General features: G+C 71.3%; 11 protein-coding genes and 1 pseudogene. 2 read left to right on the top strand and 10 right to left on the bottom strand.

The window, feature by feature from the left end; translation table 11 throughout:
• Nucleotides 1-133 precede the first annotated feature (133 nt).
• Nucleotides 134-742 carry a TetR/AcrR family transcriptional regulator gene (locus tag ACIQ7M_RS23065; protein WP_403647267.1) on the bottom strand — a complete coding sequence of 203 codons (609 nt, stop codon included), beginning with the start codon at nt 740-742 and terminating at the stop codon, nt 134-136.
• 108 nt (nt 743-850) lie between these two features.
• On the opposite strand from ACIQ7M_RS23065, the gene ACIQ7M_RS23060 reads away from it, so the two are divergent.
• The gene (locus ACIQ7M_RS23060) at nt 851-2,332 is read left to right on the top strand and encodes a cytochrome P450 (protein WP_403647265.1); all 1,482 of its coding nucleotides are present in this window, start codon (nt 851-853) and stop codon (nt 2,330-2,332) included.
• 88 nt (nt 2,333-2,420) lie between these two features.
• Here the strand turns inward: ACIQ7M_RS23060 and ACIQ7M_RS23055 are convergent, their stop codons facing one another.
• Together ACIQ7M_RS23055 and ACIQ7M_RS23050 are read right to left on the bottom strand one after the other, a co-directional pair.
• Nucleotides 2,421-3,260: a pentapeptide repeat-containing protein gene (locus ACIQ7M_RS23055; RefSeq protein WP_403647262.1), complete on the bottom strand. Its 840-nt coding sequence runs from the start codon at nt 3,258-3,260 to the stop codon at nt 2,421-2,423.
• Nucleotides 3,261-3,433: 173 nt separating this feature from the next.
• Nucleotides 3,434-4,648 (bottom strand): annotated as a pseudogene (locus tag ACIQ7M_RS23050) (RNA-guided endonuclease InsQ/TnpB family protein).
• A 232-nt stretch (nt 4,649-4,880) separates the two neighbouring features.
• On the opposite strand from ACIQ7M_RS23050, the gene ACIQ7M_RS23045 reads away from it, so the two are divergent.
• Entirely contained in the window at nt 4,881-5,945 is a 1,065-nt protein-coding gene (locus tag ACIQ7M_RS23045; RefSeq protein ID WP_403647259.1) for an SDR family oxidoreductase, read from the top strand.
• 17 nt (nt 5,946-5,962) lie between these two features.
• Here ACIQ7M_RS23045 and sigJ read toward each other — a convergent pair whose 3' ends face one another.
• The 7 genes from sigJ to rhaS form a co-directional block, all read right to left on the bottom strand.
• Nucleotides 5,963-6,868: an RNA polymerase sigma factor SigJ gene (gene sigJ, locus ACIQ7M_RS23040; RefSeq protein WP_386982447.1), complete on the bottom strand. Its 906-nt coding sequence runs from the start codon at nt 6,866-6,868 to the stop codon at nt 5,963-5,965.
• Nucleotides 6,869-6,924: 56 nt separating this feature from the next.
• Nucleotides 6,925-7,758 (bottom strand): enoyl-CoA hydratase/isomerase family protein, encoded by an 834-nt coding sequence (locus ACIQ7M_RS23035; RefSeq protein ID WP_386982445.1) that lies wholly within the window; start codon nt 7,756-7,758, stop codon nt 6,925-6,927.
• 56 nt (nt 7,759-7,814) lie between these two features.
• Complete coding sequence (locus ACIQ7M_RS23030; RefSeq protein ID WP_403647256.1) at nt 7,815-9,116, bottom strand: alpha/beta fold hydrolase; 1,302 nt, start codon at nt 9,114-9,116, stop codon at nt 7,815-7,817.
• A gap of 135 nt (nt 9,117-9,251) precedes the next feature.
• Nucleotides 9,252-10,277 (bottom strand): LacI family DNA-binding transcriptional regulator, encoded by a 1,026-nt coding sequence (locus tag ACIQ7M_RS23025; protein ID WP_382779464.1) that lies wholly within the window; start codon nt 10,275-10,277, stop codon nt 9,252-9,254.
• Between the two features lie 79 nt (nt 10,278-10,356).
• Nucleotides 10,357-11,781: a BNR repeat-containing protein gene (locus ACIQ7M_RS23020; RefSeq protein WP_403647253.1), complete on the bottom strand. Its 1,425-nt coding sequence runs from the start codon at nt 11,779-11,781 to the stop codon at nt 10,357-10,359.
• A gap of 131 nt (nt 11,782-11,912) precedes the next feature.
• Nucleotides 11,913-12,233, bottom strand: coding sequence for an L-rhamnose mutarotase (locus ACIQ7M_RS23015; RefSeq protein ID WP_385038703.1), 321 nt, complete (start codon nt 12,231-12,233; stop codon nt 11,913-11,915).
• Nucleotides 12,234-12,298: 65 nt separating this feature from the next.
• Nucleotides 12,299-13,384 (bottom strand): rhamnose ABC transporter substrate-binding protein, encoded by a 1,086-nt coding sequence (gene rhaS, locus ACIQ7M_RS23010; RefSeq protein ID WP_403647248.1) that lies wholly within the window; start codon nt 13,382-13,384, stop codon nt 12,299-12,301.
• Nucleotides 13,385-13,417: the final 33 nt, after the last annotated feature.

Here is a 13,417-nt window from a genome sequence, read left to right as displayed (position 1 = left end):
GCTTCCTCCTTAGGTAAGGCTTGCCTAACCTATCGAAGATCGGGGCGTACGCCAACCACACCGCGCCGATCGAAGGGCCGGGCACGGAATTTCGCCCGGCCGGAACGGGCGTCGCGGCAGCCGGGGGCGGGCCTCAGGGCGTGATCGCGCCGATCAGCGCCCGCGCGCACAGATCCCTCACCTGATCACGGGTCAGGTCCGCTCCCCGCAGCCACTCCAGGCACACGGCCGTGGTGAAGGCCAGCCACCCCCGGACGGCGATCCGCAGCTCGGGCCGGTCCTCGGCGGACCGGCCGAGCTCGGGATCCGCGGCGAGGGCCGAGAGGATCTGCCGCTCCTGCGCGGCGAGGGCCTGCTGGTAGACCCTGCGCACGGCCTGGTCACCGGCCGCGTCGGCACGGTGGAAGGCACGGAACCCATGCGCGTGCTCCTCCACGTACCCGAGGAAGGTGTCCAGGCCGGCGCCGAGCTGCTCGCGCACCGGGACACCGGGCACCGCCGCGGTCATCCGCAGCATCCGCCCGCTCTCCCGCTCGACCACGGCGGCGAAGAAGTCCCGCTTCGTCGGGAAGTAGTGGTACAGCAGTCCGCGCGAGACTCCGGCGATCTCCGCGACCTGCTCGATCCAGACGTCGTCGTACGGACTCTCCGAGAACAGACGGGCGCCGACCGACAGAAGCTGCTCCCGGCGTGCCTCGGTACTGAGCCGACGGCGTGCTCGCTCCCCCTGCTTCCCCGTCATGCCCGCACTTTACTTGACGCCGGTTCAACAACGGGATCAGACTGAACTCCGCTATTGAACCCACGTACAACAGACTCAACCTGCCCGTTTCACAAGGGAGATGGCGTCATGGCGGAGACGAAGGCGGCGGCGCGGCCCAAGGGGTTCCGCAGCGCGGAACTGGGCTGGCCGGAGCTCCACCGCATCCCGCACCCGCCTCGCCGCGTCCCGCTGGTCGGCGATGTGCTCGGCGCGAACGTCCGTTCCCCTCTCCAGGACTCGATGAGGTTCGGGAAGGAGCTCGGACCGATCTTCCGGCGCCGGGCCTTCCGCAACGAGATCGTCTTCGTCTGGGGCGCGGACCTCGCCGCCGAACTGGCCGACGAGTCGCGGTTCGCGAAGCATGTGGGCCTGGGCGTCGCCAACCTCCGGCCGGTCGCCGGGGACGGACTGTTCACCGCCTACAACCACGAACCCAACTGGCAGCTCGCGCACGACGTCCTCGCCCCCGGATTCGGCCGCGAGGCCATGGAGGGCTACCACCCCATGATGCTGGCCGTGACCGAGCGGCTGACGGACCACTGGGACCGGGAGCAGGCCGCGGGCCGCGCCGTGGACGTGCCCGGCGACATGACGAAGCTGACACTGGAGACGATCGCCAGGACCGGCTTCGGCCATGACTTCGCCTCCTTCGAGCGCTCCCGGCCGCAGCCCTTCGTGAACGCGATGGTGGGCACGCTGACCTACGCGCAGCGCCTCAACGTCGTCCCGGTCCCGCTCGCGCCGCTCCTGCTGCGGAGCGCCTCCCGGCGCAACGCCGCGGACATGGCCTACCTCAACCGCACGGTCGACGCCGTGGTGGCCGCCCGCCGGAGCGCCGGCGGCGACGGCGACCTGCTCGACCGCATGCTGGAGACAGCGCACCCCGAGACCGGGGAACGGCTGACCCCCGAGAACATCCGCCGCCAGGTCATCACCTTCCTCATCGCCGGCCACGAGACCACCTCGGGCGCCCTGTCCTTCGCCCTGCACTACCTCGCCCAGCACCCGGAGACGGCCGCCCGCGCGCGTGCCGAGGTCGAACGCGTCTGGGGCGACACGGACCGGCCGGGCTACGAGCAGGTCGCCAAACTCCGCTACGTCCGCCGGGTCCTCGACGAGTCGCTGCGCCTGTGGCCGACGGCACCGGCGTTCGCGCGCGAGGCCCGTCACGACACCGTGCTCGGCGGTGTCCACCCGGTGCGGCGGGGGGCGTGGGCACTGGTGCTGACCGCGATGCTGCACCGCGACCCGCGGGTGTGGGGCGCCGACGCGGAGGGCTTCGACCCGGACCGCTTCGACGCGAAGGCGGTACGGGCCCGGCCCGCGCACACCTTCAAGCCGTTCGGCACCGGGGCGCGCGCCTGCATCGGCCGCCAGTTCGCGCTGCACGAGGCGACCCTGGTCCTCGGACTGCTGCTGCGCCGCTACGACTTGCGGCCCGACCCCGGCTACCGGCTGCGGGTGGCCGAGCGGCTGACCCTGATGCCGGAGGGGCTGCGCCTGCATCTGGAACGGCGCGCACCCGTGGCGCCGGGACGGGCGGCGACCCTGGCGGGCGCGACCGAGTGAGGCCGCACCCCACCCGGCGTGGGCTGCCCGACGGGAGGGGTGCCGCTGTCGGCCCGAGCGGGTCTCTCAGCTCCGGGAGGTGGGGCTCTCAGCTCCGGGCGGTCCAGTGGCCAGGGCGGGAGACCGAGTCCGGGAGGCGGGTGCCGGCGCTGCCGCGGGCCGCGTCGAGCTGGGGCTGGGTGAGGAACAGGGCCCCGGTCAGATCGGCGTCGGTCAGATCGGCGTCCCGGAGGTCGGCGCCGATCAGATCGGCCCCGCGCAGATCGGCCCCGGTGAGGTCGGCGGCGACGAGCAGCGCCCCGCGCAGACTCGCGCCCCGCAGGTCGGCACCCTTGAGCCGGGCCCCCATCAGATCCGCGCCCCGCCGGTCCTTCTTCTGGCCCCCGCCGGCCCGTACGAGTTCGCTGACCCGCAGCAGCAGTTCGCCGGCCGTCCGCCGGTGCGCGCCGACGTCCAGCGCGGCCAGTTCCTCCGGGGTCTGCCGGGTGAGGCGCTCGGTCGTGGAGATCAGGCGCCGGACGTCGGCGTGCACCGGACGTGCGGCGGGCAGCGTCAGGGCCTCGTTCAGGTACCACAGCAGTTCGTGCAGGTGGCGCACGACGGGGAACACGTCGAACATCAGCCGGGCGCGCTCCTTCGGCCCCGAGCGCCAGTCCTCGCCGCCGAAGGTCACCTGGGAGACGTGCTGCCCGGCCCCGAAGCAGTCATAGACCGTGCAGCCAGTGAAACCCCCCGGCCGCAGCCGGGTGTGGATGCCGCACCGGGAGTCGTCACGCAGATTGGGGCAGGGCTCCCCCGCGCCCTTGTCGATCGCGAAGTCGGCCGAGCGGGCGAAGGGCAGGGCGACACAGCACAGCCCGAAGCAGCTCCCGCAGTCGGCGCGCAGTTCGTCACGGGGATCCGGGGATGGACGGACTTCCTCTGGCATGTCCTCCAGCCTACTGAGCCCTGGACACGCTCGTGAACTGGGCTGACTACGGATCAGGCCCTGCATGGCGAGGTGATCCTTGCCGTCCTTGCCTGGATGTTTGACGGCGCACTGCTGCACCGGGTATCGAGTCCGCCGTGACTCCTCCCTCGGCCGAGGCCGGGGGCTTCTCGCTACACCGGTGGGGCGTCGCGACGGACCAGCCCGGCCCGTAGAACGTTGAGGGCTCCCACCGTGTCGGCATGCGCTGTGTGGCCGCAGGCGACGCAATGGAACTTCTCTTGGGATGGCCGGTTCTCCTTGGCGACGTGCCCGCATTCGGGGCAGGTCCGGGACGTGCTGCGGGGGTCCACGGCGATCAATTCCCGTCCGGCGCTTTCAGCCTTGGCGTGCAGGATCGTGAGGAACACCCCCCAACCGGCATCAGCGATCGACTTGTTGAGCCCGGCCTTCGCGGTGGCCCCATTCGGCAGGAAGGTGCCCCGCCCATCGGCGTCGGGGTTCGGCACCGGGGCCTTGCTCATGTTGCGGATCTTGAGGTCTTCGTGCGCGATGAAATCATGCGCGCGGACCAAGTCGAGCGCGGTCTTGTGTGCGTGGTCCAGCCGCTGGCGGCGAACCTTGCCGTGGAGGTGGGCGACCTTCTCCACGGCGCGTCGGTGGTTGGCGGTGCGGTCCCTGACCCTGCGGCGCGGGAACCGGGAAAGGGCCCGCTGTGCGGCTGCGAGCTGCGCGGATGCCTTGCGCCCGTAGCGAGGGTTGGAGACGAAGGCGCCGTTGGAATCGGCGAGGAAGTTTGCGACACCCAGATCGATGCCGACCACACTGCCGGTCGAGGGCAGCGGTTGCGGCTGGTCCTGTTCAGCGGTCAGCACTACGAACCATCTGCGGCCCTCGCGCTTGACCGAGACGGTCTTGACTCTGCCTATGACCGGCCGGTGCTGGTTGACCTTCACATGCCCGACACCCTGGAATCAAACGCGGGTGACCGGGTCGTGCGGGGCGGAGTCCCAGCGGCAGCCGTCCCCGTCCTTCGGGAAGTCCACCGTGTCGAACCAGCCCACCCCACGGAATCGCGGATAACCCGGGGTGTCCCCGGACCTAATCCGACGGAAGAACGCGACGAACGCCTTGTCCAGACGGCGCAGCGTCGCCTGCTGCGAGGAGAAGGACCAGCGGCCCTGGCGCTCCGGGTCGAATGCCCGGATCTCCTTGAGCTGACCGGACTGCATCCCATACCTGACAGTGCTCTTCGAGCTGTGGCGGTAGGCGTCCCGGCGTTCCTGCAAGGCTCCGTTATAAAGGGAACAGTGATCCCGCAGCATCTCGCCCAGCGCCTGAACCTGTCGGACGGTGGGCCGCAGCAGGAACTTGTACGCACGGATCATCCAACCCGCCCCCTCCCGCCGGTTCGCCTGATCCTACTGTCTCGGTGCATGTCACTCCACTAGCAACTGGATCCTCATATAAGGCTGGAAAGTGGGGTCATCCAAGCCGGTATGCACACCTGGTGTCGGTCATCCGGTATCGGCGGGAGAACTTCAACGGCTCCGCGTCTCCAAATTGAAGGGCTCTTTCCCGCCCAGCCCGAATACCAGGATTCCCTGCGAAGATCAAAGGATGGACTCCGCAGCGCTCCCCGGTCTCCCCGCCCCTCCCCCGCTGGGCGCGAGCGCCCTGCCGGCCGGGACGTTCGACGGCTCGCTGGTGCTGGTCACCGGCGGCGGCACCGGACTCGGGAGGGCGATCGCGGCGGAGTTCGCCCGGCTGGGCGCCGATCTCCTGATCGTCAGCCGCCGCGAGCGGCATCTGGCGCCCGCACGCGCCGAGTTGGCGAAGCTGGGCACGCGGGTCAGGTCCGCGGTCTGCGACATCCGGGACCCGAAGCGTGTCTCCGAGGTGTTCGACGAGGGCGGGCTGCCCGACGTGCTGGTCAACAACGCGGCCGCCAACTTCCCCGTCGCCACGGAGGACATGTCCCCGAACGCCTGGCAGGCGGTCGTCGACATCACCCTCACCGGTACGTTTCTGATGACCCGTGAGTTCGGACGGCGTCACCTCGCGGCGGGCACACCGGGGTCGGTCATCGACGTCGGCGCGTCCTACGCCTGGACCGGCGGCCCCGGTTTCGCGCACAGCGCGGCGGCCAAGGCCGGCGTGGAGAGCCTGGTGCGGACCCTGGCCGTCGAGTGGGGGCCGTACGGCATCCAGGTCAACGGTCTGGTGCCGGGGCTGATGCCTCACGAGGACATGACGGACGACATCCGCGGCAACCTGACCCGAGGCACGGGCGGCGGGGCCGGCTCCAGCCCCGAGGACCACGGGCCCGGCCAGGGCGCTCGGCGCGCCGGGGACGGCCCGGACCGCAACGGGGAGCGGGATGACCGGCCCCCCGGCCGTGATGACCGCCACCCCGGGACCGCACCGGGCGGCGAGGTCACGCCGGACGGCTCAGGCACGCGCGACGGGGCGGCCGACGCGCTCGGCCGGCGGCAGCCGGCCCTGCGCGTCGGCCTGCCCCGTGAGCTGGGCTGGGCCGCCACCTTCCTGGCGTCCCCCTACGCCCGTTTCATCACCGGTCACACGCTGGTGGTCGACGGCGCCAACTGGCAGCGCAGGGACCTGGTCGCCCCGCCGGTCACGCCGGTGCGGGACCAACTGGGACGTGGTCCCTTCACCGGCTGACGGTCACTCGCGCGCCCTCACTCCCCCGGCTTCTCCCCCGCCAGGTCGAGCCGGGCGAGCCGGTCGGGGTCGGCCAGGATGTACATCGCGACGATCCTGCCGTCGGCGACGGTGACGCCCATCACCGACTGCGGCCGGCCGTCCACGATCGCGACGACGCCCGCCTCCCCGTTGACGCGGACGAGCCGCGAACTCGCGGCGAACCGGCGGAAGGCGAGGGCCTGTCGGGCCACTGCCTCGGCGCCGCGCACCAGCTTGGACACGGTGACGCCGCCGACCAGCGCGCCCGCGTCGGCGCGCAGCACGACGTCGGGGTCGAGGACGGCGACGAGCGCCTCGAAGTCGCCGCCGCGTGACGCCGCGAGGAACGCGTCGAGGACCTCGCGCTGCCGGATGACGTCCCGCTCGGGCTCGGGGGCGGCTCCCTTGACGCGACGGCGTGCCCGGCTGGCGAGCTGCCGGGTGGCGGCGGCGTTGCGGCCCACGACGGGCGCGATGTCGTCGAAGGGCACCGCGAACATGTCGTGCAGCACGAAGGCGAGCCGTTCGGCGGGCTCCAGGGTCTCCAGGACGACGAGGAGGGCGAGCCCGACCGAGTCGGCCAGCAGCACCTCCTGTTCGGGGTCGATCCGGTCCAGGGGGCTGACGACGGGGTCGGGCACGAAGGTGCCGGAGGGCTCCAGCGGGTCCTCGCGGCGTGCGGTGCGGGACCTGAGCATGTCCAGGCACACCCGGCCGGTCACGGTGGTCAGCCAGCCGGCCAGGTTCCTGATCTCGTCCGGGTCGGTGCGGCCGAGCTTCAGCCACGTCTCCTGGACGGCGTCGTCGGCCTCGCTCAGCGATCCCAGCATCCGGTAGGCCACCGCCCGCAGCCGGCCCCGGTGCTCCTCGAACCTGTCCGCGAGAAGTTCACTGTCGTGCATCGGTTCCCCCCTGCCTGTCTCGTCGTACACAACAGTGACCGATCAAAACACGTGGGTCACCTTCCCTCGAAGCGGGGCGCGCGGCGGGCGCCCCTGGCCGTGTATCCCTCCGCCGCGTCGTCGGAGGTGAGGGTGAGCGCGGCCGACAGGGCGGTCCGGTCGAGAGCGGCGGCCAGCGGGGCCTCGGCGTACGCGTCGATGTCGTGCTTGACGGCCTGCACGGCGAGCGGGGCGTTCGCCGCGATCTCGGCGGCGACGGCGCGGGCCGTCTCGTCCAACGCGGTTTCGTCCGTGACGCGTTGGACGAGATGCAGGCGTTCGGCCGTCGCCGCGTCCAGCCGTCTCCCGGTCAGCGCGAGGTACTTCGCCCACCCCGCGCCCGCCTCACGGGCGATACGGAGGTCCCCGCCGGCGTCGACGGCGAGCCCCAACTGGGCCTCGGGCAGGGCGAACACGGCGTCGCGGGAGGCGATTCTGATGTCCGCCATCAGCGCGAGCTCGAAGCCGAAGCCGAGACAGTAGCCCTGGACGGCCGCGACGACGGGCTGCGGCAGCCGCGCGAAGGCCGCGAAGCGCTCGTGGGCCCAGCGGATGCCCTCGTAGTAGGCGCGGGCGCGCTCGGCACCCGAGCGGCCGGTGATCGCGCCGCCCGGGGCGCTCACGTCGATCCCCGCGCAGAAGGCCCGCCCCTCGGCCCGCAGCAGCACCGCCCGGACCGAGGGGTCGAAGCGGATCCGGTCGGCGATCAGGCCGAGTTGGCGGGTGGACTCCCAGCTCCACGCGTTGAGCTTCGCGGGCCGGCACAGGGTGAGGACGCCGATCCCGTCCTCGACGTCGAGGCGGAGGCGCCGCTCGTCCTCCGGGATGTCCGTGCGGGTGGTGTCGATCATCCGTACCCCCTCAGGATTCTGACAGTCCGTCAGAATCCTAGAGGAGGCCGGGTGTCTCAGACGTCGTCGCGCGTGAGCGCCAGCAGCCGGTCCAGCACGCGCGGCCCGCCGGCTCGTATCCCGTCGTGCTCGAACTCGTCGGTCACCCAGGTGCGCAGCCCCCGGACGGCACGGGCGGTGGCCAGGGAGTGGCCGGCGTCGACGTACATGTCGTCGTGGTAGACCGCCGCCGCGACCGGGACCTCGTTCACGGCGAGTCGGGCCGGGTCGTACAGCGGCGCCCATTCGGTGCGGGCGGCCAGTTCCTCGGCGGTGTCGCGCAGCGGGCGCAGCGCCGGGTCGGTCTCGAACATCCAGGGGTGCACGGACTCCCCGGTGAACAGCAGCGGCCCGTCGTCCGCGAGCGCCTTGGCCGCGTCGAACTGCGGGAACTCGGCGCGCACCCGTTCGGCGGCCCAGGCGGTGGGTCGGCCGCCCTGGGCGTAGATGACCTCGTGGACGAGGACGTACAGGGGGTGGCCCGCGTACGACAGGAGCCCCTGGACCTCCTCCTGGAAGGCGTCGGAGAGGGTGTGGCCCTGCGGGGTGCGGACGAAGGCGTCCTCCAGCAGGTAGTGCAGGCGGTGGCTGCCGTCGCTGCCGCCGAGGAGGATGCCGAGCGACTGGAAGGCCTCGGCGGTCAGGCGGTAGCCGCCGCTGAGCACCGGTTCGTGCTGGAGCAGGTACTCCGCGATGCGGCGGGCGCGCTCGACGTCCTGCGGGTAGCGGGCGTAGTGCGCGGCGACCTTGCGCTCGATGCGCGGGTAGGCGGCGCGGTACACGTCGTCCGCGTGTCCGTCGAGGGAGGGCAGCCCGCCGGTGACGACGGCGGCGCTCAGCCCCTCGGGGGCGCTGGAGAGGTAGTGCACGGTGCAGAAGCCGCCGAAGCTCTGGCCGAGGACCGTCCAGGGTGCTCCGCCGGTGAGCGCGGGCCGGATGGCCTCGCAGTCCCGGACGATGGAGTCGGCGCGGAAGAGCGCGAGGTAGTCGGCCTGCTCGCGGGCGCCGCCGCGCAGCGGGAGCGTCTGCCGGTTGGCGGGGGTGGAGTGTCCGGTGCCGCGCTGGTCGAGGAGCAGGACGCGGAAGTCCTTCAGGGCCCGGTCGAGCCAGGCCTGGCGGCCGACGAAACGATTCGCCCCGAAGCCGGGGCCGCCCTGGAGGTAGACCATCCACGGCAGGTTCTGGTGCGCCTTGTCGCTCGCGACGACCTCGCGGGCGAACAGTTCGATGGTCTCGCCCGCCGGTCGGTCGTGGTCGAGCGGCACGGTGAAGCGGTGGTCGGTGAGGACGACACCGGGCTGGCGGTAGCTGACGGTCAACAGGTCTCCCGAGTCGTACGGATTCCAGGCTGCGTCCCAGTTCAGCACATGTCGCCCGGGCCCCGCGGGCCGGGGACCGGGAAAACGAACTGAACAGTGACTCAGCGGGCCGGTGACGGGGAACTGAACCGCTGGTCAGCGCGCCGCCAGGCTGGAGCGGCGCACGACCAGTTCCGGCTGGAGCACGACACGGCGGTGTTCGTGCGGCGTGGGCGCGGTCTCCGCGTCGATCTCCTCCAGGAGCAGCTCGGCCGCGAGGGCTCCCATGGTCACGGCCGGCTGGCGCACGGAGGTGAGCGGGACGGCCGCGGCGGCCGCGAACTCGATGTCGTCGTAACCGACGATCGCGAGGTCGTCGGGCACGCCGACGCCGGCCGCGTACATGGCCTGGAGGAGGCCGAGGGCGAGCAGGTCGTTGGCGCAGAAGACGGCGGTGGGCCGTTCGGCGAGGCCGAGGAGCCGGGCGCCGGCGTCGCGCCCGGCCGCCACGTCCAGGCGCTCGGTGGGCAGCTCGCGCAGGTTCTCCGGGCCGAGCCCGGCCTCGCGCAGGGCGTTCAGGGCGCCCGTACGGCGGTCCCTCACCTGGCTGAGCCCGGGCGGGCCGCTGACGTACGCGATCGAGCGGTGTCCGGCGTCCACGAGGTGCCGGACGGCCAGCGCGCCGCCCGCCACGTCGTCGACGGAGACCGAGCACTCGGTGGTGCCCTCGGCGACCCGGTCGACCAGCACGAAGGGGATGCCGTTGCGGCGGAACGCCTCGATGTTGCGCCCGCTCGCGTCGGACGGTGTCAGCAGCACCCCGCGCACCCGCTGCTCGGCGAAGAGCGACAGATAGTCGGCCTCCTCGCTCGGGGACTGGGCGCTGTTGCAGACCATCACCCCGAGTCCGGCCTCCCGCGCGGCGCGCTCGGCGCCGCGGGCGACGTCCACGAAGAACGGGTTGCCCATGTCGAGGACGAGAAGTCCCATGATCCGGCTGCGTCCGGCCCGGAGCTGGCGTGCCGACTCGCTGCGCACGTAGCCGAGACGGTCGATGGCGGACAGGACGCGGGCCCTCGTCTCGGATGCCACCGAGTCGGGGCGGTTGATCACGTTCGAGACCGTGCCGACGGAGACTCCGGCGGCACGGGCGACGTCCTTGATACCCACCGACTGGACCATCGGGCGGGAACCTCCACGAGTAGAGCGAGCAGCGGCGGGCGGGCCCTCACATTATCCGCGAGAGGGCCGGAAGCAGGGGTCAGGAGGGCAGGCGGAAATCGATGACGTGCAGGGCCGACGGCGTGGTGCCACTGGACTTCTCCTGGTACATCACGGACAGCGTCCCGTCCTGTGGGACGCGTGTCTCGTCGATGACGACCTCGCCGAAGGCGTTCAGGCCTCCGCCGTCGAACAGGAGCGTCCAGTCGGTGTGCCCCGAGGACTTCGAGGCGCCCGCGATCCGCCCGAACGGCAGGATCGCGTAGGCGTTGTCGTACCGGTCCAGGACCAGCTTGGTGCGCTGGCTGGAATTCAGGGCGAGGGGGATCTCGGTCTTGGTCCAGCCGCCCGAGGAGCCCTTGCGGAGATGGAAGGCCCGGCCGTTCGCCGTACGGTCCTTCACGTAGTCGGTGGTGCACTGTCCGAAGCGTCCGGGCACATAGCTGATGATCGCGTGCGGCAGTCCCGCCGAGTCGGTGGCCTGGCTCTCCTGGTTCATCAGGGAGTGGTCGGGGTCGAGGGGGTCGACGACGAGCCCCGCGTCGGTGACGGCGACGGTGCCCGGGGTCCCGGTGGTGCCGACGACGGTGCCCGCGTCGTTGCGCCAGCTCCGGCCCCGGTCGGTGGAGTGGACGTAGCCGGTGTCGTGGTTGGTGATGCCGCCGGCACTGCACATCACGGCGGCGTTCTGCTCGCGCCAGGTGAAGAAGGCGTGCAGCCGCCCGTTCACGTCGTAGTCGATCCCGTGCAGGTACATGTTGCGGGCGGTGCTCGATCCGTGCGCGTCGGTGTAGGTCCCGGTGGAGGCGGACCACTCGCCGAGCGCGGTCCAGGACGAACCGTCGTACTCCGCCAGCGCGTTGCGCCCGTTCCCCGAGACGCCGACGCGGTACGAGAGCTGGAGGCGGCCCTCCGGTGTGGCGACGAACTGCGGATAGGTGAACTGCGTGGTGAGCGCCAGTCCGTCCAGGGAGGTCTGGACGGCCCCGAGGACGGCCGGCGTCCAGGCCGTCGACGCGGGGTTGTCGAGCAGTCCGGCCACCGACTTGACGTAGAAGAAGCCGTCGCTGTGCGCGTCCATGGTCAGGTGCAGCCGGCCGTCGGTCCGGGAGACACCCATGGAGATCACGTTGTGGGAGTCGTCGTTCTTGAGCTTGTGGCCGATCGTGATCGTGGACCAGGTGGAGGCACCGAGGACGCGGCGGGCGACGACCGCGCTGCGGTCACCGGTGTACCAGGCGGCGTACTGATGGCCGCGGTAGGTCAACAGGCCGTTCTTCTGGAACGAGTTGTTGTTGACCAGCCCGTCGTAGGAGACGAAGTAGAGGGCCTGGGCGTCGAGTCGGGTGGTGCCGGTCCGCGTCACGGACGGGCCGGGGACGGCCGCCCGGGCTGTCCCCGCCGTCAGGGCGGGGCCCGCCACGGTACCCAGCAGGGCCGTCGTCAGTACGGTGCGTCGTCTCATGTACGGGCTCCTCGATCGGTCTGCGGGCGGACGGTTCGGGTGGTACGGGACACGCGGGGCGGCACGTTCGGCCGGTCACCCGGAGGCGAGACGGGCGGGACGGGGCGAGGGAGTCGGCCGGGCGGTCCGCGTCAGGCGAGGTGGAACACCTCGGTGAGGGGCGTCATGGCCTCGTCGGGTCGGGCGCCGTCCAACGCGGTGAAGAACGGCGCCATCTCCTTCTGCCAGCGGGCGTTGACGTCGGTGGCTTCCATGGCGGCCCGCGCGGCCGCGAAGTCCTCGGTCTCCAGGTAGCCGACCAGCAGACCGTCCTCGCGCAGGAAGAGCGAGTAGTTGTGCCAGCCGGTGGCCGAGAGCGCGTCGAGCATCTCGGGCCACACGGCGGCGTGCCGCTCGCGGTACTCGTCGAGGCGGTCCGCACGGACCTTCAGCAGAAAGCACACGCGCTGCATCGATGACCCTCCGGGGCCTGGGAGTCGGGCCGGCGCGACGGTGGGAGCACCGGCCCGGCACACCGTCAGAAGTCGAACTGGTCGATGTTCTTCGCGTCGAAGACGGTCGGCTTGCCGAGGCTGATCACACCGTCCTTGCCGATGGTGAAGGACCCCATGGCGCCGGCCTTGAAGGTCTCGCCCTCCTTGCCGGTGATCTGCCCCGAGGCGAGCGCCACGGCGGTGCGCGCGGCCAGCTCGCCGAGCTTGGCCGGGTCCCACAGCTCGAAGCCCTCGACCGTGCCGTTCTTGACGTACTTGCGCATGTCGTTGGGGGTGCCGAGGCCGGTCAGCTTGACCTTGCCCTTGTACTTGGAACCGGACAGGTACTGGGCGGCCGCCTTGATGCCCACCGTGGTCGGCGAGATGATCCCCTTCAGGTTCGGGTGCTCCTGGAGCAGCCCCTGCGTCTGCTGGAAGGACTGCTGGGCCTCGTCGTTGCCGTAGGCGACCTTGACCAGCTTGACGTCCTTGTACTTGGGGTCCTTCAGCTCCTCCTTCATGAAGTCGATCCAGGTGTTCTGGTTCGTGGCGGTCTGCCCGGCGGACAGGATCGCGATCTCGCCCTTGTAGCCGATCTGTTCGGCGAGCAGTTGCACCTCGGTGCGGCCGAGGTCCTCGGCGCTCGCCTGCGAGACGAAGGCGTTGCGGCAGTCGGCCTTGGTGTCCGAGTCGTAGGTGACGACCTTGATCTTGTTCGTCATGGCCTGCTTGAGCGCGGTGCACAGGGCGCCGGGGTCCTGCGCGGAGACCGCCATCGCGTCGACCTGCTGCTGGGTGAGCGTGTTGACGTAACTCACCTGGCCGCTGGTGTCGGTGGCGCTGTTGGTGCCGACCTCCTTGTACTTGGAGCCCAGTTCGGTCAGGGCCTTCTCGCCGCCCTTGTCCGCGGAGGTGAAGTACGGGTTGTTGACCGCCTTGGGCAGGAAGCCGACGGTGAGCCCCTTCTTGGTGGCCGCGTTCGGGTCGGCCTTGGCCCCGGCGGCGGCGCCGGAGCCGCCCGAGTCCTTGACGTCGTCCTTGGTGGTGCCGCCGCAGGCGGTGACGGCCAGGGCGAGGGAGGTGATGGCGGCGAGCGCCGCACAGGTACGGCGGATCGATGACTTGCGCATGGCTGAGGGTTCCTTTGCGACGGTGAGCGGACC

It is taken from the genome of Streptomyces sp. NPDC096324, assembly GCF_044763015.1.
In the GTDB taxonomy this organism is placed as follows: Bacteria; Actinomycetota; Actinomycetes; order Streptomycetales; family Streptomycetaceae; genus Streptomyces.
Note: the sequence above shows the minus strand (reverse complement) of the source record. Positions and strands in the feature narration are given on the sequence as shown.